Below are 18,896 nucleotides of genomic sequence, written 5' to 3'. Positions count from 1 at the left end.
CAGCACGTCCGGAACAATACTGTCCCGGACGGCCTTTACCTGTAAATTACTCTTCTACCGGCTGCTCCTCATATGCTTCCTCAGCATACTCCTCAGCTTCGCCCTGATTTGCCTCGATAACAGCATCTGCCATCTTGGAAACGATCAGTTTTACGGCACGGATAGCGTCATCGTTACCCGGGATTACGTAGTCAAGCTCTTCCGGATCGCAGTTGGTATCGCAGATACCGATCAGCGGGATTCCCAGAGTATGAGCTTCCTGTACACAGATCTTCTCTTTCTTCGGATCTACTACAAAGATAGCATCCGGAAGGGTCTTCATCTCTTTGATACCGCCAAGGTTCTTCTGAAGTTTATCCATCTCTTTTCTCAGAGCGATGACTTCTTTCTTCGGCAGTACGTCGAAGGTTCCGTCTTCCTCCATGGTCTCGATTGCTTTCAGTCTTGCAATACGTCCCTGGATAGTCTTGAAGTTGGTCAGCATACCACCGAGCCATCTCTCGTTTACATAGTACATTCCGCAACGCTCTGCCTCTACTGCGATAGCATCCTGAGCCTGTTTCTTAGTACCAACGAAAAGGATCTTTCCACCCTCAGCTGCGATATCTGCAACTGCTTTGTAAGCCTCATCAACTTTTCCTACAGATTTCTGCAGGTCGATGATGTAAATACCGTTTCTCTCGGTGTAGATGTACTCTGCCATTTTCGGGTTCCATCTTCTGGTCTGATGACCGAAGTGTACGCCGGCTTCCAGTAACTGTTTCATTGAAATTACGCTCATTGTTCTTCCTCCGTTTTGGTTTTTTTCTTCCGCGTGACCTTCTACTCCCAGAAGGACCTGTATACAGGCACCTCTTCCGGAATCCGTCCGCGTGATTTTTGCGTAACGGGTCGTCAGTTATCTGACACACCCGGCTCATTGGACATACTTTGCCCGCAAAAAGCCTTATCTAATATAGCATAGAAAAAGCTGAGAAGTCAAGGAAAATTTTGCATTTTTTGATTATTTCAGTCTTTCGACTCCACCAATATCATGATTCCTTTTTCTATGCGAATCACCGCTTCTTCTTCCGCAATCTCATTGGAAACACCTCTGCTGCCGGTACCAAGAACGGTAAAATTAAATTTTTCCAACGGGTATTTAAAACCAATCAGATCCACACCTTCCACATCCGTTGTGAACGGGATCAGGGACACATATTTGCCCCACTGTTCTGCCATCTTCAGATGCAGTTCCCCTGATACCAGCCGGATCCGGTTATGAGCATCCACGATTCGGCAGTCGATGCCTTTTGCAAAAGGCAGATACAGGGTCTGAATATTTCCCAGCACATGGTCAAGCCGGGTTCCGGTACCGCCGACCAGGGTGATTTTCCTACTGCCCAGCTCCATGGCAAGTTCGATGGCAATCTGGGTGTCGGTAGCATCTTTCACCGGATTAAACTGCCGGATCTCGATCTGGGTATGGGTCTGATACCAGGTCAGAATCTCCGGATCCAGGGTATCAAAATCTCCCACAATACGGGTAGGGACAATATTCTGTTCTTTACAGAATTTCAGCGCACCATCCACGCCGATAATGTGATCATATTTCTCTTTTTTTAATAAATCGAGGGCAAAATCGGTATCGATTGTGCCCCCGCTGATAATCAGTGTATGCAATGTATTATTCTCCCATAATGCGCAGGAAATCTTTGACATTCTGCTCAATGTCACCTTTAAAGATGGCACTTCCGGCTACGATGACGTTCGCGCCTGCATCCAGAACCATCTGGAGGTTATCCTTCTTGATGCCGCCGTCTACTTCGATATCGGTATCCAGCCCTTTCTCATTCAGTATCTGACGAAGCTCTTTGATCTTCCCGGTGGATTCGGGAATATAAGCCTGTCCGCCGAAGCCCGGTTCTACCGTCATGAGAAGGATCATATCTGCCATATCCAGTACGTCGGCCAAAACACTGTTTGGGGTCTTTGGTTTGATGGTTACACCTGCTTTCACCCCTTTGCTTTTAATGAACTCCAGCGTTTTCTTCACATCCTTGCATGCCTCATAATGTACGGTAATGATATCGGCACCGCATTTTACAAAATCATCAATATAACGATCCGGATCTTCGATCATCAGATGTACATCCAGCACCAGATCTGTTACTTTTCTGACGGATTCCAGTACCGGCATTCCGAAAGAAATACTTGGTACAAACATACCGTCCATGACATCATAGTGCAGATACTGGGTACCTGCTGCTGCCGCATGCTGAATATCCTCTCCCAGATGCGCGAAATCTGCTGATAAAATGGATGGTGATAAATATCTTTTCATAATCTAATTGTATCTCCTCTTCTCTTTTTCCTGAAGCTCTCCAAAGAGCAGACGGTAACTTTCATACCGTTCCCTGTTAATCTTCCCCTGCTCCACTGCTTCCTTTACCGCACAGCCCGGCTCCTGTCCGTGGACGCAGCCCTGAAACCGGCAGCTGCCCTCATAGGGCGTAAATTCAGGAAAATAATACCGTAATTCTTCTTTTTCCATCCCCATCAGTTCCAGTGAACTGAAGCCCGGAGTATCAAAAATATAGCTGTCTTCTTCCACGCGGAACAGTTCACTGTGCCGTGTGGTATGTTTTCCTCTGTCAATCTTCTGGCTGATCTGTCCCGTCTCCATCTCTGCGTCCGGCACCAGCAGATTGATAAGTGTTGATTTTCCAACACCTGATGGGCCTGCCACTGTCGTGGTCTTTCCCCGAAGCAGGTCCCGGATTTCCTCTACTCCCTGCTCATATCTGGCGCTGATGAACAAAAGCCTGCTGCCGCATCCACCATAAATCTCTTTTAATCGCTGAAGTTCTTCTTCGGACGCTTCATCGATTTTGTTAAAGCAGATGATGGAAGGAACCTCTTTTTGTTCCATGGAGATCAGGAAACGATCCAGAAGAGACAGGTTTGGCTTTGGTTTTGCCGCTGCAAAAATGACCATTGCCTGATCTACATTTGCCACTGCAGGACGGATCAGCTCACTGGTTCTTGGAAGAATTTCTTCCATATTGCCCTTGTGTTCCGCCTCATCGATCACCTGGATTTCCACCCGGTCACCAACCAATGGCTTTACCTTTCGGTTCCGGAATACGCCTTTTGCCTTACATTCGTATACTCCGCAGCCTTCCACATACACATAGTAGAAGCCTGCAATTCCTTTTATAATTCTTCCTGTCATAGTTTAATTCGCCGGCATTCCTTCAGTTCCGTCTGTTCCCGTACCAGATGCAGAACCAGTGCTCACATAGATCGTTACCGTTCCATCCGGATCTACGGCTCCGCTTGGGCTGTACCGGGTGACAAATCCGCTTCCCACAGAATTGCTGGATTCCGTTGCCTCACTGATGGTTCCGGTAAATCCTGCGTCTTCCAGCTTTTCTGCCGCTGCTTCATAGGTCATACCTACACTGACCGAAGGAATCGTCACTTTTTCTTTTCCCTGGCTGACGGTCATGGTTACGGTGCTTCCTGGCTTTGCAGGGGTTCCTCTGTCCGGCGTCGTACTGATGACCAGGCCCGAACGGACATCGGAAGAATAGGCTTCCTTCACTGACACTTGAAATCCTGCGGCCGCAAGCTCCTGTTCTGCACGGCTCTGCTCATGACCGACGACATCCGTTACTTTCACACTGCTGGGACCACTGCTGAGCACAATACTCACGGTAGTTCCTTTTGCTACTTTTGTGTTGGCTGCCACTGTCTGGCTGATAACCAGACCGGCCGTCACTGTATCACTGGCTGATTCTGATACCGTTCCAACGGTAAGTCCCGCTGCCGTGATGGCACTCTTCGCTGTAGCCTCATCTTTTCCTACTACATTGGGAACTGTCACCTCACTGTCCGTAGTCGTAGTGGTACTGCTGGTACTGGAACTGCTGTCAGAAGAAGAGGTTCCTGTGGATCCGCTTCCTGCAATGGTTACCTCCACAGAGCTTCCGACTGCCACGCGGGTACCGCTGTCCACGCTCTGGCTGATAATCTGTCCGGCTGCATACTGGCTGGAGTTCTCACTGCCTTTTAATGTAATACTGATGCTCAGATCTTTCAGTTCAATCTTTGCTTCCGTCATGGTCTTGCCCAGAAGATTCGGCATCACCACCGTATTTTCCGTGCTGTCAGAGGAAGTACTGTCGGAGCTATTGTCCGCATCTGTATCCGCTGTCTGCTCTGTCTGCTGAACATCAGACGTATCATCGGAATGATTCTTTCCAAGTCCCAAGGTCTTAAATACGAGAAGAACAACAATCAGCGCAATGATAATCGCCAGTACCACACCTGCAATCGTCATCGCTTTTTCCACTGCCGGACTCAGTTCTTCATCATCCTCGTCGTCCTCATCATCTTCATCTTCGTCGTATTCGTCCTCATCATCTTCATCCTCTTCTTCATCATCCAGGTTCATCACCGGAATGTCTATCTTTCTGGATTCTTTGATTTTAGAGGCTGTTCCTTTTGTCATGACAACCGTGCGGGCCTGCTCATCCACATTTACCATCTGGACAAAGTCCCCCTCCGGATCCATCAGGGACTGTTTCAGATCTGCCAGCAGATCTCCGATATCCTGATATCTGCGGTCCGGACTCTTCTGGGTACATTTCTTAATGATCTGCTCCAGGCTGAAGGGAATATTTTTGCAGTATACGCTAGGCGGAACCATTTCTTCCTGCAAATGTTTCACTGCTACTGTCACTGCTGTCTCGCCGTCAAAGGGAACCCGTCCGGTTACCATTTCATATAACACAATACCCAGAGAATAGATGTCGCTTCTGCCGTCCACATAGCCGCCTCGTGCCTGTTCCGGGGATGCATAATGCACAGAACCCATGGCATTGGCTGTGGTAGTCTGGGATGTGGTTGCCTTGGCAATTCCAAAGTCCGTCACCTTCACTTTTCCTTCTCTGGAAATAATAATATTCTGAGGTTTAATATCTCTGTGTACGATGTTGTTATTATGGGCCACTTCCAGTCCTGCACAGACCTGGATAGCAATGCTGGTTGCTTCCTTAATCGTCAGGTTTCCCTTCCGCTCAATATAATTCTTCAGGGTGATACCCTCTACCAGCTCCATGACAATATAGTAAATTCCATTTTCATCGCCGACATCATAGACGTTGACAATATTGGGATGGGCAAGCCTTGCAGCCGCCTGAGCTTCTTCTTTGAATTTTTTTACAAAGCCTTCATTCCCGCGGAACTCTTCTTTCAAAACTTTTACTGCAACAAAACGGTTGAGTTTATGGTCTTTTCCTTTAAAGACCTCCGCCATACCGCCGACTCCGATCTTCTCCAGAATCTCATAGCGGTCTCCCACAATCGTTCCAACTTTTATCATAATCCTACCTCACGCTGTCCAATTTCTACCAGTACGACCGCTATATTATCCAGTCCGCCATTCGTGTTGGCTTCCCTGATCAGTCGGCTTCCAATCTCTGCAAGATCTGCTTTCTCACTGATAATCCGGCAGAGATCTTCATCCTCCACCATATTGCTCAGTCCGTCTGAGCAGAGCAGATACCGGTTTCCCGGCTCCACATGAAAAGGAAACAGATCCATCTGCGTTTCTTCCTGAATACCCAGCGCTCTTGTAATAATATTTTTATCCGGATGTTTTCTGGCTTCTCCCTGGGTCAGTTCTCCTTTTCGCACCAGTTCTGCCACCAGAGAGTGATCCTCGGAAATCTGTACGATGCTGCCCTCTGCAATCTCATAGAGGCGGCTGTCGCCTACATTCACAGCCAACGCTTCCTCTCCGCATACAGTCAGAACCACCAATGTGGTTCCCATGCCGTTATATTCCTCCCGTTCCCCGGATTTTTCATACAGCCGGTAATTAGCATACCGGACTGCTTTCTGCAGAATCAGTGCCGGGCGGCTCTCCGTGCTCCTCTGTACCGCTTCCACAATGGTCTGCACCGCGTAGGAGGATGCCAGATCTCCGGCTTTATGTCCTCCCATTCCATCCGCAACGATGTACAGATTCGGGAGATTTCCGACCGGAAGATCTGAAGCATATACATAATCCTGATTTACCACTCTCACCCGGCCGATATCCGTCATTGCAACCGATGTCTGCACCTTCTACTCACCTCTCTCTTTTTCCGTATCCATATAGCTCTTGCGCAGCTGTCCGCATGCGCCGTCAATATCTCGTCCCATTTCTCTTCTAATGGTAACATTTATCCCTGATTTTTCAAGTTTATTTTTAAAGCTCTGAATGGCACTGTTATCTGACTGGACATAATCCCGTTCTTTGATGGGATTGACCGGAATCAGATTGATATGGCAGTTTATATCATGTACCAGTGCTGCCAGTTCTCTGGCATCCTCCGCACTGTCGTTGACACCTCCTACCAGGCTGTACTCAAAGGTAATCCGTCTGCCCGTCTGCTCAAAATAGTACCGGCAGGCATCCAATACATCATCCAGGGCATATTTATTCGCCACAGGCATCAATGTCTTTCTCTTCTCCTGACTGGAGGCATGCAGGGAAAGTGCCAGGGTAATCTGCAGTTTTTCATCTGCCAGCCGTCTCATATTCGGTACAATACCGCAGGTAGATACCGTCAGGTTTCTCTGACTGATATGAAGTCCTCCCTCGCAGGTCAGAAGATGAATAAAACGGAGCAGGGAATCATAGTTGTCCAACGGTTCTCCCGTCCCCATGACTACTACATTGTGAACGCGCTCCTGGGACCATTTCTGAATCTGATAAATCTGATCCAGCATTTCAGAAGGCTTTAAGCCGCGCTCCAACCCATCCAGAGTAGATGCACAGAAGCGGCATCCCATACGGCATCCTACCTGAGAAGAGATGCAGACAGAATTGCCATGGTGATACTTCATCAAAACACTCTCGATAACATTGCCATCAGACAGACGGAACAAAAATTTGCTGGTTCCATCGATTTTGGAAGTCTGCACCCGTACCAGCTCCAGGCGGGTCAGCTCATAATTTTCTTTTAACTTTTCTCTTAAGTTCTTTGACAGATTGGTCATCTGATCAAAATCGTCTGCGAGACGCTCGTGCATCCAGCTGTAAATCTGTGCTGCACGGAACTTTTTCTCGCCGATGGCTTCCATTTCCTTTGTCAGCTCATCCAGCGTCAGAGATTTGATATCAGTCATTTCTCTTTCTCTCCAGTTTTGCGATAAAGAAGCCATCCCAGGCATCCACACCCGGAAGCATCTGTATCTGTTCTTTTAATGTAAACGGATAGTTCTCAAGGAACCAATCCACATTTCCTTCATTTTCTTCTTTATGCACGGTACAGGTACTATAGACCAACGTACCGCCCGGTTTTACATACTGCCACACAACCGACAAAATCCGCTGCTGCAAATCCACTAATTCTTCCTGCTGCTCCGGTGTCATCCGGTATTTGAGATCAGTCTTCTTACTGAGCACACCAAGTCCTGAACACGGAAGATCTGCCAGCACCACATCCGCTTTTTTGACAGATGCCTCATCCAGTACCGTGGCATCCATCTGCACCGCCTGGATATTTTTCGCTCCTGTCCGGTCAATATTATCCTGAATCAATCCTACTTTATATTCAGTCAGATCTCTTGCTTCTACCATTCCTGTACCGTGAAGAAGTTCTGCCAGATGAAGACTCTTGCCTCCCGGCGCTGCGCAGACATCAATACAGTTGTCTCCCTCCTTTGGATCTGCTGCCAATGCTGCTTTCATGGAGCTTACATCCTGCACCTGAAACAGACCTTCGCGAAAAGAAGTCAATGCCCGCAGATAATCATATCCGCTGATGGCCAGTGCACAGTCTACATCCTCTACCGCCTGCACCTGCACTCCCTCTTTTTTCAGTCGCTCTGTCAGCGCCTCCCGGCTGATTTTTGACAGATTGACCCGGATGGTCGTTGGCTTCTCCTGATACTGGTCTGCCAGCATCAGGGCTGCTTTTTCTTCCCCATATTCGGAAATCCACTGATCCACAATCCACCGGGGTGTGGAATACTGAATGGATAAGTCCTCAAACTTTACATTCGGAAGTTCTCTTGCAATATTCCGAAGCACGCCGTTGACAAAGCCTTTCAGGCTGGAAAAGCCTTTCTTCTGCGCCAGCTTCACTGCCTCATTACAGACAGCAGAATCCGGAATCTGATCCATGTATTTCAGCTGATAAACCGACAGTCTTAACAGGTTCCGAATCACCGGTTTCATTTTCTTCACAGGAACTTTGGAAAATTTGTCGATAATGGCATCCAGCTCCAGCATTCGCTCCAGAGTTCCTTCGCTAAGCCTGGTCAGAAATGCCCGTTCTTTTTTGTCGAGATACTGGTATTTTTCCAGCATGCCTCTCATCACCACATGGCTGTAGCCGCCTTTTTCCGCTGTTTCCAACAAAAAATCCAGTGCCAGTGCCCTGGTATTTACCTTTGTTCCCTGATCAGTCACGTCTTCTGTTACCTCCGAAAAGAAGAATCAGACGCAGCATGGACAGGATAGAAGCAGCCGCTGCTGCCACGTAAGTCATAGCTGCTGCAGAGAGCACTTTTCTGGTACCTCTTAATTCCTCCTGATCCAGCATTCCGGTATTCTCCAGAATCCGTACCGCTCTTGCGGAAGCGTTAAACTCTACCGGAAGGGTAATGAGCTGGAACAGTACGCCAAAGAAGAAGCACAGCAATCCGATCTGGATTAACAGATAAGACTTTGTAAATAAAAGTCCGATCAGCAGAATCGGCCATGCAATCTGGGTTCCGATATTGGCAACTGGCACAAAAGCACTGCGGAAACGAAGCGGCACATAATCCACATCATCCTGAATGGCATGACCGCACTCATGGGCTGCCACACCGACCGCTGCTACAGAACGGGAGCCATAAACACTGTCGGAAAGGCGAAGAACTTTCGCTTTCGGATCATAGTGGTCAGTAAGATTTCCACTGACATGTTCCACCCGGACACCGTAAATCCCGGCATTTTTCAAAATCTGCTGGGCTGCCTCGGCACCGGTCAGCCCGGAACGGCTGTATACTTTTGCATATCTGTTGTAGGTACTGTTCACTCTTGCTGATGCCCAAAGGGACAACAGCGCTCCAATCAGTACCAGAATGTACGTAGGATCATAATAATAACCAAACATCATTTACTCCTGTTCTGCCTTCAGCATTGTGCCCGGTTCTACCTTGTAACCGCGTAAAAATGCACCTGCATCCATCCGCGCTTTGCCTGCCAGCTGAATCTCTGTCAGCGCCAGTCTTCCATCACCGGTCTTAACAATCATGGCTTTCTTTGTTACTTCCAGTATTTCACCACAGGTTCCTTTTGATGCTCCCTCTTCATCCGGCAGTACATCACACTGCCAGATCTTCATAGTCTTTCCGTTCAATGTGGTATAGGCACTGGGCCACGGGTTCAGACCTCTGACCAGACGCTCGATAGACACTGCATCTTTTGTCCAGTCAATATTTCCCATACTCTTTTTCAGCATGGAAGCATAAGCGGTCGGGGATTCTCCCTGTTTTTCTGCTGTGATCTCACCCTTCTCCAGTTTTGCAAGTGTTTCCACGCAAAGCTTTGCTCCTGCAATGCTTAATTTGTCAAAAAGGCTGCCGCCTGTCTCTTTTTCATCCAGTGGAACGACCGCCTTCGCCAGCATATCACCTGTATCCAGTCCCTCGTCCATCTGCATGATCGTCACACCGGATTCTTTTTCTCCATCAATAACCGCCCACTGAATCGGTGCTGCTCCACGATATTTAGGCAGCAGAGAGGCATGCACATTGATACACCCGTATTTTTTCATATGAAGAATGCCTGAAGGAATCAGCTGTCCAAAAGCAGCCACCACCATCACATCAGCTTCTGTCTGTTCCAGAACTTCTGTCGCTTCCCGTACTTTTACCGGCTGAAATACCGGCAGTCCCAAACGTTCTGCTGCTGCTTTCACCGGAGTTGGCTGAAGTTCATGGCCACGTCCTTTGGGTTTATCCGGCTGACTGACCACAAGCGTAACCTCATGTCCTGCCTCATGAAGTGCTTCCAGTGTTCCCACCGCAAAATCCGGCGTTCCCATAAAAATAATTTTCATGAATCTTATTCCTCCTCATCATCCGTATAGGTCACGTCATGGAGATCTCCTTCTACCAGATCCACATAAAGCTTTCCATCCAGATGGTCACACTCATGGCAGATGGCTCTTGCCAGAAGTTCGGTTCCCTCCAGTTCATACCACTCTCCGTCTTCGCCCATAAAGCGGACCGTCACTTCATTCGGTCTGGTTACGGTGCCTGCCTTTCCCGGCACACTTAAACATCCCTCATCTCCGGTCTGGCTGCCTTCCGTTCTGGTAATCTCCGGGTTGATGAGAACAATCGGTCCCTCTCCCACATCAATCACAACGATTCTTTTTAAAACCCCTACCTGAGGTGCTGCCAGTCCCACGCCATTTGCTTCATACATGGTCTCCAGCATGTCATCTACCAGTTCCACAATTTTCGGAGTAATCTCCTTTACCTCTTTGCTTGTTTTTCGAAGAATGGGATCTCCTTCAATTCTCAGATTACGAATTGCCATAATTTCCTCCTTAATAAGCCTGGAACGGATTCAGGTCAAACTGGATCCGGACCTTTTCCCAGACCGTTTCCTTTTCTATCTGCTGTTCCAGCTGCTCTTTGATATATAATAATTGTTCTGTATCTCTGTGTTTGATATAAATTACTTTGCGATAACGGTCATTTTTCTTTGACAGCGCTGCATCTGCCGGACCAATCATCTGTAGCTGCTGCCTGCCCGCCGCCCGGATTCGTTCTCCTATAACCTCTGCCTGCTGTTCTAAAAGTTCCGGTGCTTCACAGGATAAGTAAATACCCATCATATTTTCCACGGGTGGGTACCCCATGAGACTCCGGTAAGAAATTTCCTGCCGGTAAAAGGCTTCATAGTCCTGCTTGGCTGCTGTCTCAATACTGTAATGTTCCGGCATATAGGTCTGAATCACTGCCTCACCTGCTTTTTTCCCGCGGCCGGCTCTTCCCACCGCCTGAGTCAGAAGCTGGAATGTCCGCTCCGATGCCCGGTAATCCGGTGCATACAGGGAAATATCTGCAGCAATGACACCCACCAGTGTCACATTTGGAAAATCATGTCCTTTTACAATCATCTGGGTTCCTACCAGCACATCGGCTTCCCCTTTTCCAAATGCGGTCAGAATCTTCTCATAACTTTCCTTTGTTCGGGTAGTATCATAATCCATCCTCAGAACCCGTGCTCCCGGAAAATATTTTTTCACTTCCTGTTCAATCTGCTGGGTTCCTGCCCGGAATCCGGAAATATAAGGAGACCCGCAGGACGGGCATTGTTCCGGCATCCGGATCTGATAACCACAGTAATGACAACGAAGCCATCCATCCTGATGTAAGGATAACGTCACATCACAATGAGGACACCGTACCGCTTTACCGCAGGAGCGGCAGGACACAAATCCGGACAATCCTCTTCGATTCAGGAACAGCATGATCTGTTCTCTTTTTTTCAGTCGGTCATCCATGGCAGAATACAGTCGTCTGCTGAAAATGCTCCTGTTTCCTGCTTTCAGCTCTTCCCTCAAATCCACCACTGATACTTCCGGAAGCATGGCCGTTCCAATCCGGTGATCCAGCCGATACCAGCCATACATACCCTTTCTGGCGCGATAACTGCTCTCCAGAGATGGAGTTGCGCTTCCAAGAATAACAGAAGCTCCACTCAGAGACGCCCGGTAAATTGCCGCTTCTCTGGCATCATACCGCGGCACCGTCTCACTTTTGTATGCCCCTTCGTGTTCCTCATCGATAATCATAACACCTATTTGTGAAAATGGTGTAAATAACGCAGATCTTGGTCCGATCATCACATCGATCCGGCCTTCTTTTGCCCGGACAAACTGGTCATATTTCTCGCCTTCCGACAATCGGGAATGCATAACCGATACCCGGTCACCAAAGCGTTCATAGAACCGGCGCACCGTCTGGATTGTCAGGGCAATCTCCGGAATCAGCACAATGGCCTGCTTCCCTTTTGCAATCACCCGGGAAATGAGCTCCATATACACTTCCGTCTTACCACTGCCGGTTACCCCCTGCAGAAGATAGGTCTTACCAATTCCCTGCTCGTATTCCTGCCAGATACCATCTACCACTTGCTGCTGCTCCATCGTCAGCGGCGGATGTTCATGCATCCTTTGAAAATGTCCCTCGAAAGGATTCCGGTAACGTGTCTTTGTCTCCTGAAGGAGTACCCCATCCTCTTCAAATTTTTTAATAACCGGGGCAGTAATCTGGTACCGGTCCATCGCTTCCCGCTTATCAAGACTTCCTCCATGATCAAGAAGCGCTGCCAGAAGTCTTGCTTTTGCCCGGTAATTTTTATGAAGTGCTTCTTCTAATAACGTTTTTGCCTGCTCACTGCTCACATGAAGCCGCAGGGTTACTTCTCTTTTTTCTGCCACCTGTTGTCTGACCGGGAGCACCGTCTTTAATGCCTGATTCATGGTGGATCCATACATGTTCCGCATCCATGATGCAATAGCAATCAGTTGGGATTCTGCACGTACACTGCCCTCTGCCACTCCGGTCAATTCTTTCACCCGCTCCGGCGGATAATCCGGTGTCTCTGCAAATCCCACCACATAGCCCTTCATCGGCCGGTTACCGTTTCCAAAGGGAAATGTTACCTGCATGCCGGTCTGCAGTGTGCTTTTCATATGTTCCGGAATCCGGTACTGAAAAATTTTATCCAGTTTCTCGTGGGAAATATCCACGATCACATTGGCATACTCCATCTATTTCTCCGACAGCTCCTTCAGCACTTCCTGAATCAGCACTCTCTCGTCCATGGGATATTTTACCCCTTTGATCTCCTGATAATCTTCATGGCCTTTTCCTGCCAGAACGATAACGTCGCCTTTCTGACCATGCTCGATTACATAACGGATGGCTTCTTTACGGTCACAGATTTCGATATATTTTCCATCGGTCTTTTCCATACCGATCTTAATATCGTTGATAATATCCTGGGGCTCCTCAAAACGCGGATTGTCAGAGGTAATCACAGTCAAATCCGCCAGCTTTCCGGATACTTCACCCATCTCATAACGGCGAAGCTTGGAACGGTTGCCGCCGCATCCGAAGACACATACCAGACGCTGCGGATGATACTCCCGCAGAGTAGAAAGAAGGCTTTCCAGTGCCATGGCATTGTGTGCATAATCGATCATCAGGATAAAATCATCGGATACTTTGACCAGTTCAATTCTTCCCTTGGTCTTTACGATTTTGAGCGCTGCTTTCAAATCCTCCTCGGATACTTTAAAATGCTCACATACGGCAATAGCCACCAGAGAATTATACACGCTGAACCGTCCCGGAATATCGATCTCCACATCCATGTTGAGTTTTCCGGATACATGATATTTCACTCCCAGATAACCCGGTCTGCCGATCAGTTCCACATTGGAAGCGCGATAGTCTGCATTTTCCGAAAATCCAATCGTTTCCAACTTGCAGGTATGACCTTCCAGCACCATCTGAAAATGCTCATCATCAATATTTGCGATACCCAGACGACACTGTTTGAACAGCATCCCTTTACAAGCTGCATATTCTTCGAAACTGGCATGCTCGTTAGGACCGATATGATCCGGTGCCAGGTTGGTAAAAATGCCGATTTCAAAGGGAATACCGGCAGTCCGGTGCATCATAAGTCCCTGGGAGGACACTTCCATGACGCAGATCTCACAGCCTGCCTCTACCATCTGTGCAAAATATTCCTGAATGAGATAGGATTCCGGTGTGGTATTGCATGCCGGAATATGTTTCTCTCCAATAATCGTTTCAATGGTGCCCATAAGACCTACTTTGTAGCCTGCATGCTCCAGGATGCCCTTCACCATGAAGGTGGTTGTTGTCTTTCCTTTGGTTCCGGTGATACCGATCACTTTCATTTTTTCCGCCGGATAATCAAACCATGCCGCTGACAGAAGTGCCAGTGCATAGCGGCTGTCATCCACCAGTACCAGTGTCACACCCGCCGGTACTTTCACCGGACGCTCTGCCACAATAACTTTCGCACCTGCTGATGCAATCTCTTCCGTATGCTCATGGCTGTCGTATACCGCACCTTTGATGCAGACAAACATACAGTCCTTTGTTACTTTTCTGGAATCGTATACCAGTGCGCTGACCTCTCCGTCCAAGGCACCATCTATCACTCTGTAATTTAATTTCTCCAGTAATCCGGTAATTGTTTTCATGAAGAACCTCCTTCTTCGCTGATTATTACTCCTGTATGGCTGTTCGCCATATGCATGCCAGTAACAATGTGCACCCTGCAAGTATGGGCACACCATCACTGGCATGTGCATAGCTTTAAATAGTATAACATATTTGTCACGCCCTTGCAATTTTCCTGTAATGCAATTATAATTAAAGAAACAATTCAGGACAGGAGTTCCTGAGTAAATTCTGACAGAAACGAGGACCCATCTATGAGCAAAAAAAAAGTTGTCGTTGCCTTAGGGCACAAAGCGCTGGGAGCTACGCTTCCCCAACAGCAGACCGCTGTAAAAAATGCCGCAAAGGCAATTGCTGATCTTGTGGAGGCTGACTGCCAGGTTGTTATCTCCCACAGCAACGCACCCCAGGTGGGCATGATCCATACCGCCATGAACGAGTTTGGAAAACAGCATCCAGATTACACCTTCGCACCTATGTCTGTCTGCTCTGCCATGAGCCAGGGATACATTGGCTATGACCTGCAGAATGCCATTCGTGAGGAACTGTTAAACCGCGGTATCGGGCGCCCGGTTACCACCATTCTGACTCAGGTTGTGGTAAATCCTTACGATGACTCCTTCTACAAACCGGTTAAAGTTATTGGACGTGTTATGACCCGTGAAGAGGCAGATGCCGAAGAAGAAAAAGGAAATTATGTAACGAAAGTCGAAGGCGGATACAGACGAATCGTCTCCGCTCCGAAGCCGGAAGACATTGTTGAGATCGATGCCATCCGCACCCTTTCCGATGCAGGACAGGTTGTCATTGCCTGCGGCGGCGGCGGAATCCCGGTACTGAAACAGGCCAACCGCCTCAAAGGTGCCAGTGCCGTGATCGAAAAAGACCTTGCAAGCGGTAAGCTGGCAGAACTTCTGGATGCCGATATGCTGCTCCTGCTCACCGGCGAGAAGAAGCTTTATCTGAACTACGGCAAGGATAACTGCGAACCTCTTGACACCATCAGCGTGGAGAAAGCCCGCAGCTACATTGCAGAAGGACAGTTCGCTGAGAAATCCATCCTTCCGAAAGTCGTTGCTGCTGTTTCCTTTGTATCCGGAAAACCGGGCCGCGTTACCGTCATTGCTGACCTCGATGATGCAAAAGAAGCATTGGAAGAGAAAGCCGGAACTATTATTAAATAAACTCTGACATATCGAAAGCCTGCCCCGGTTGTAAAACCGGTGACAGGCTTTTTTTAATGCAAATCCATCTGCGCCTTTGCTTTTCGCGCCACTTTATCTGCTGTCTTCATGGTACTTCCCCGCACAATCATTCCATTTCCAAAACGCTTGCGGATATCATCCACCACTCCGTCCACTTTTTTCTGTTTCTCATGGTTCTCTGTATTTTCAAAAAGAGACATCTGTCGGAAATCATCTGATGTCAGATCTGTCAATGCCACACCAATCAGGCGCAGCGGCTGGCACTGCCAGCATTCACGCAGCAGATTCTTTATCTGGGCAAAAATTTCTTCCGTCACATCCGTCGGATTTTCCAGCTTCTTCTGATGAGACCTAGTTCTGAAATCCAGCATCCGGTAAGTAACCGATATACAGCTGCATTTCTTACCGTCTTTCCGCATTCTGGCCGCTACCACATCACACTGTGCCAGCAACAGGGAAAATGCCTGCTCATAGGTCACAATATCTTCTTCCGTCGTGGTCTCCGCACTGTATCCTTTTGCTTCTTCCCGTTCTCCCCGCACCGGAGAATCATCTCTGCCGTTGGCGTACTCATATAACTGATGTCCTGTCTTTTCTCCCAGCAGCCGCTGAATCTCCGTTTCCGGATAACGTGCCATCTCTCCTATGGTCTTAATCCCCGCCTTTATCAGCTTCTGTTCCGATGCTTTTCCGAGAAACAGAAGATCCCTCACCGGAAGCGGCCACATTTTGGTTGGAATTTCCGCCGGAAACAGCGTATGGACTTTATCCGGTTTCTCGAAATCTGATGCCATCTTTGCCAGAAGCTTGTTGGTCCCAATTCCGATATTGACGGTAAAACCCAGTTCCTCCCGGATTCGATCCTTGATCTCGTGAGCCAGCTTTACAGGATCCGGATAAATTTTCTCTGTGCCGCTCATATCAAGAAAAACTTCATCGATGGAGAAAGACTCCATAACCGGCGCATAGGATGCGCATATTTTTTTAAATGCCCGGGAACAAGTTTCAAACAGCACAAAATCCCCCGGGACGCATACCAGTTCCGGACATTTTCGAAGTGCCATAGATACGGGTTCTCCTGTGATAACTCCGTATTTTTTCGCAGGAATGGATTTTGCCACCACAATTCCCCGGCGGGATTTCGGATCTCCGCCAATGCAGGAAGGAATCTCCCGAAGATCCGGCAGACCCTCCTTCACACGTCTTGCCGCCTCCCAGGACAGAAAGGCACTATTTACATCCACATGAAAAATCAATCGTTCCATTTCTTTATGATTTCAAAATCAGTTCCACCGGACAATGGTCACTGCCTAGTTGCTCAGAAAGGATTCTACTGTCTTCGATTCTTTCTTCCATTCCCTCAGATACTAAAAAATAGTCAATCCGCCAGCCTGCGTTCCGCTCTCTTGCCTTAAAGCGGTAAGACCACCAGCTGTAGGCATCTTTCAGATCCGGATAGAGATACCGGAAGGAATCCACAAAACCGGATGCCAGAAGCTCCCTCATTTTATCCCGCTCCTGATCGGAAAATCCTGCATTTCCACGATTACTCTTGGGGTTTTTCAGATCGATCTCTTCCTTTGCCACGTTCATATCACCGGTAATGATGACCGGCTTCTTTTCTTTCAGGCCACCCACGTAGGCGCGGAAATCATCTTCCCATTCCATCCGATAGTCAATTCGTTTTAATCCGTCCTGGGCATTGGGAACATAGACACACACCAGATAATAATCCGGGTACTCTACTGTAATGGCACGTCCTTCCGTGTTATGCCTGTCTTCAAATCCAAGGTCATAGGAGACACTTACCGGCTTTTCTTTCGTAAGCACTGCTGTTCCGGAGTATCCTTTTTTCACTGCACTGTTCCAGTAGATCTCATAGCCCGGAAACTCAAACTCTGCCTGATGCGGCTGCATCTTGGTTTCCTGCAGGCACAGCACATCCGGCTGTTCCCTCTCTAAAAACTCCCGAAAACCTTTTTCCATACAGGCACGCAGGCCATTTACATTCCAGGAATATAATTTTGTCATCGCTGTTCTCCCCCTGTCCATTTTTCTCTGCTGATTTCCATCTCATGAAAGTTCCAGTCCTCTCCCATCAGATGATACACTTCATATTTTCCGGTTGCAGTAAGTCCCAGTCTCTCATAGCACCGCTTTGCCGCCGGATTATTTTCAAAGACACCCAGTGATACCCGATCCACTTTCAGAATTCCAAATGCATAATCAAGTGCCTGTGCCAGCATCCGGTAACCATACCCTTTTCCACGGACTGCAGAATCCACGATAATACAGCCAAATTTCAGATTTTTCATCTCCTCATCGAGGAACTGCATGATGAGATGCCCCTTTACTTCTGTTCCATCCAGCATCGTCATCTGAAAATGGCGGGGATTCTGTTCAAACTGGTTGTAAAAAGCATTCATATCCTCTGCTGTAATCGGATAGTGATCATATCTTCCAGCACACCATTTCCAGAATCCGGCTTCATCGGTAAGCCATCCCACAATCGTGGCCGCATCACATTTCTTATATGGACGTAATCGTACCATGGATATTCTTCCTCTCCTGATATAAAAAACGCAGGGAACTTCCTTTTGTAGAAGCCGCCCTGCGTCTTTATCAATCTTATTTTTACAGCAAGCAAAACGATAAGCCGGGTTATGTCGTTGGACAATCATCTATCTAGACGTACCGTTACCGGCACGTTCAAGCAACCTACCTGAAGCTGGCGGGCCACCATATGCTTCTGCTTGGTCTTGCTTCGGATGGGGTTTACATGTGCCCCGCCTGTTACCAGTCGGGCGGTAGTCTCTTACACTGCCTTTCCACCCTTACCAGCTCCTTGCGGTGCTGGCGGTATATCTCTGTTGCACTGGCCTTGGAGTCACCTCCACCGGACGTTATCCGGCATCCTGCCCTGTGAAGCCCGGACTTTCCTCACCTGATAAAATCAGCCGCGATTGTCTGTCTTACTTGCCGTATGTTCTATTGTAGCGTAATTTTGAACGATTGTCTATGGGGAATTGTAATTTTGTCAACACTCCAAAGTCCCAGTGGCAGATGTAACGGGAAATTCCGCAATCTTACTATGCCGGTTTTGAAGTGCCAGTTGTTATGTGCTGTCCCGGAGATTGGGCAGATAGATCATAACTATTTCCTGATACCCAATAACAGGCTCTTTTTCCGTAAAATCTTCCAGATTTCAAATGCTGTAATCCCATATTGGGCAGATAGAAAGTATCTCCCCTTCTCTGCCAAAATCTGCTTTATTTTGTGGGCATTTTCAATATCAATATTTCCATCTGCCCAAATTTCATTTTTTTGCACTAGTCAACAAAAAGTAGACACTTTTTTCATTTTTTATACACTCAAAACTGAGCATAGTACTCCTTATATTGTTTTGGTGTCAAATAGTTTAAT

At 47.9% G+C, this 18,896-nt stretch carries 17 protein-coding genes and 1 other RNA gene; 1 reads left to right on the top strand and 17 read right to left on the bottom strand.

The features are described from left to right. Positions 1-46: 46 nt before the first annotated feature. From rpsB to ACZMB2_RS09850, 13 genes are all read right to left on the bottom strand, one after another. A complete protein-coding gene (gene rpsB, locus ACZMB2_RS09910) occupies positions 47-781 on the bottom strand; it encodes a 30S ribosomal protein S2 (RefSeq protein ID WP_487596622.1) in 735 nt (244 codons plus the stop codon). 227 nt (positions 782-1,008) lie between these two features. Beyond that, entirely contained in the window at positions 1,009-1,662 is a 654-nt protein-coding gene (locus ACZMB2_RS09905) for a thiamine diphosphokinase (RefSeq protein WP_487596621.1), read from the bottom strand. Between the two features lie 4 nt (positions 1,663-1,666). Continuing rightward, the gene (gene rpe / locus ACZMB2_RS09900) at positions 1,667-2,323 is read right to left on the bottom strand and encodes a ribulose-phosphate 3-epimerase (RefSeq protein ID WP_487596620.1); all 657 of its coding nucleotides are present in this window, start codon (positions 2,321-2,323) and stop codon (positions 1,667-1,669) included. Between the two features lie 3 nt (positions 2,324-2,326). Beyond that, entirely contained in the window at positions 2,327-3,214 is an 888-nt protein-coding gene (gene rsgA / locus ACZMB2_RS09895; protein WP_487596619.1) for a ribosome small subunit-dependent GTPase A, read from the bottom strand. A gap of 3 nt (positions 3,215-3,217) precedes the next feature. Continuing rightward, on the bottom strand, positions 3,218-5,368 hold the full coding sequence (gene pknB, locus ACZMB2_RS09890; protein WP_487596618.1) for a Stk1 family PASTA domain-containing Ser/Thr kinase: 2,151 nt from the start codon (positions 5,366-5,368) through the stop codon (positions 3,218-3,220). Then, the gene (locus ACZMB2_RS09885) at positions 5,365-6,111 is read right to left on the bottom strand and encodes a Stp1/IreP family PP2C-type Ser/Thr phosphatase (RefSeq protein WP_487596617.1); all 747 of its coding nucleotides are present in this window, start codon (positions 6,109-6,111) and stop codon (positions 5,365-5,367) included. The genes pknB and ACZMB2_RS09885 overlap by 4 nt, the downstream gene beginning before the upstream one ends. A 3-nt stretch (positions 6,112-6,114) precedes the next feature. Then, positions 6,115-7,161, bottom strand: coding sequence for a dual-specificity RNA methyltransferase RlmN (gene rlmN, locus ACZMB2_RS09880; protein ID WP_487596616.1), 1,047 nt, complete (start codon positions 7,159-7,161; stop codon positions 6,115-6,117). After that, on the bottom strand, positions 7,154-8,449 hold the full coding sequence (gene rsmB, locus ACZMB2_RS09875) for a 16S rRNA (cytosine(967)-C(5))-methyltransferase RsmB (RefSeq protein WP_487596615.1): 1,296 nt from the start codon (positions 8,447-8,449) through the stop codon (positions 7,154-7,156). The genes rlmN and rsmB overlap by 8 nt, the downstream gene beginning before the upstream one ends. Then, on the bottom strand, positions 8,442-9,143 hold the full coding sequence (locus ACZMB2_RS09870) for a zinc metallopeptidase (protein WP_487596614.1): 702 nt from the start codon (positions 9,141-9,143) through the stop codon (positions 8,442-8,444). The genes rsmB and ACZMB2_RS09870 overlap by 8 nt, the downstream gene beginning before the upstream one ends. Then, positions 9,144-10,088 carry a methionyl-tRNA formyltransferase gene (fmt, locus tag ACZMB2_RS09865; protein WP_487596613.1) on the bottom strand — a complete coding sequence of 315 codons (945 nt, stop codon included), beginning with the start codon at positions 10,086-10,088 and terminating at the stop codon, positions 9,144-9,146. It abuts the gene before it with no gap. Between the two features lie 5 nt (positions 10,089-10,093). Beyond that, on the bottom strand, positions 10,094-10,573 hold the full coding sequence (gene def, locus ACZMB2_RS09860; RefSeq protein WP_487596612.1) for a peptide deformylase: 480 nt from the start codon (positions 10,571-10,573) through the stop codon (positions 10,094-10,096). A 10-nt stretch (positions 10,574-10,583) separates the two neighbouring features. Then, positions 10,584-12,818: a replication restart helicase PriA gene (gene priA / locus ACZMB2_RS09855; RefSeq protein ID WP_487596611.1), complete on the bottom strand. Its 2,235-nt coding sequence runs from the start codon at positions 12,816-12,818 to the stop codon at positions 10,584-10,586. Next, a complete protein-coding gene (locus ACZMB2_RS09850) occupies positions 12,819-14,288 on the bottom strand; it encodes a UDP-N-acetylmuramoyl-L-alanyl-D-glutamate--2,6-diaminopimelate ligase (protein WP_487596610.1) in 1,470 nt (489 codons plus the stop codon). 234 nt (positions 14,289-14,522) lie between these two features. Between ACZMB2_RS09850 and arcC the strand changes: the two genes are divergently transcribed. After that, a complete protein-coding gene (arcC, locus tag ACZMB2_RS09845) occupies positions 14,523-15,452 on the top strand; it encodes a carbamate kinase (protein ID WP_118769170.1) in 930 nt (309 codons plus the stop codon). 53 nt (positions 15,453-15,505) lie between these two features. Here arcC and ACZMB2_RS09840 read toward each other — a convergent pair whose 3' ends face one another. The 4 genes from ACZMB2_RS09840 to rnpB form a co-directional block, all read right to left on the bottom strand. Beyond that, the gene (locus tag ACZMB2_RS09840) at positions 15,506-16,738 is read right to left on the bottom strand and encodes a DNA polymerase Y family protein (RefSeq protein WP_487596609.1); all 1,233 of its coding nucleotides are present in this window, start codon (positions 16,736-16,738) and stop codon (positions 15,506-15,508) included. A gap of 4 nt (positions 16,739-16,742) precedes the next feature. Next, on the bottom strand, positions 16,743-17,504 hold the full coding sequence (locus ACZMB2_RS09835; RefSeq protein ID WP_487596608.1) for an exodeoxyribonuclease III: 762 nt from the start codon (positions 17,502-17,504) through the stop codon (positions 16,743-16,745). Next, the gene (locus ACZMB2_RS09830) at positions 17,501-18,025 is read right to left on the bottom strand and encodes a GNAT family N-acetyltransferase (protein WP_487596607.1); all 525 of its coding nucleotides are present in this window, start codon (positions 18,023-18,025) and stop codon (positions 17,501-17,503) included. Before ACZMB2_RS09830 ends, ACZMB2_RS09835 begins: the two co-directional genes overlap by 4 nt. 84 nt (positions 18,026-18,109) lie before the next feature. After that, an RNA gene (gene rnpB, locus ACZMB2_RS09825) (RNase P RNA component class A) lies at positions 18,110-18,452 on the bottom strand. Positions 18,453-18,896: the final 444 nt, after the last annotated feature.

Source organism: Hominiventricola sp., assembly GCF_057604405.1.
This window is presented reverse-complemented; position numbering and strand designations above follow the sequence as displayed.

Excerpts from the sequence above, each read along its gene's own strand:
- rlmN (WP_487596616.1), bottom strand. The coding sequence starts at position 7,161 with ATGACTGATATCAAATCTCTGACGCTGGATGAGCTGACAAAGGAAATG.
- ACZMB2_RS09870 (WP_487596614.1), bottom strand. The coding sequence starts at position 9,143 with ATGATGTTTGGTTATTATTATGATCCTACGTACATTCTGGTACTGATT.
- rsgA (WP_487596619.1), bottom strand. The coding sequence starts at position 3,214 with ATGACAGGAAGAATTATAAAAGGAATTGCAGGCTTCTACTATGTGTAT.
- rpsB (WP_487596622.1), bottom strand. The coding sequence starts at position 781 with ATGAGCGTAATTTCAATGAAACAGTTACTGGAAGCCGGCGTACACTTC.
- ACZMB2_RS09840 (WP_487596609.1), bottom strand. The coding sequence starts at position 16,738 with ATGGAACGATTGATTTTTCATGTGGATGTAAATAGTGCCTTTCTGTCC.
- ACZMB2_RS09835 (WP_487596608.1), bottom strand. The coding sequence starts at position 17,504 with ATGACAAAATTATATTCCTGGAATGTAAATGGCCTGCGTGCCTGTATG.
- ACZMB2_RS09830 (WP_487596607.1), bottom strand. The coding sequence starts at position 18,025 with ATGGTACGATTACGTCCATATAAGAAATGTGATGCGGCCACGATTGTG.
- arcC (WP_118769170.1), top strand. The coding sequence starts at position 14,523 with ATGAGCAAAAAAAAAGTTGTCGTTGCCTTAGGGCACAAAGCGCTGGGA.
- pknB (WP_487596618.1), bottom strand. The coding sequence starts at position 5,368 with ATGATAAAAGTTGGAACGATTGTGGGAGACCGCTATGAGATTCTGGAG.
- fmt (WP_487596613.1), bottom strand. The coding sequence starts at position 10,088 with ATGAAAATTATTTTTATGGGAACGCCGGATTTTGCGGTGGGAACACTG.
- def (WP_487596612.1), bottom strand. The coding sequence starts at position 10,573 with ATGGCAATTCGTAATCTGAGAATTGAAGGAGATCCCATTCTTCGAAAA.
- priA (WP_487596611.1), bottom strand. The coding sequence starts at position 12,818 with ATGGAGTATGCCAATGTGATCGTGGATATTTCCCACGAGAAACTGGAT.
- ACZMB2_RS09850 (WP_487596610.1), bottom strand. The coding sequence starts at position 14,288 with ATGAAAACAATTACCGGATTACTGGAGAAATTAAATTACAGAGTGATA.
- rpe (WP_487596620.1), bottom strand. The coding sequence starts at position 2,323 with ATGAAAAGATATTTATCACCATCCATTTTATCAGCAGATTTCGCGCAT.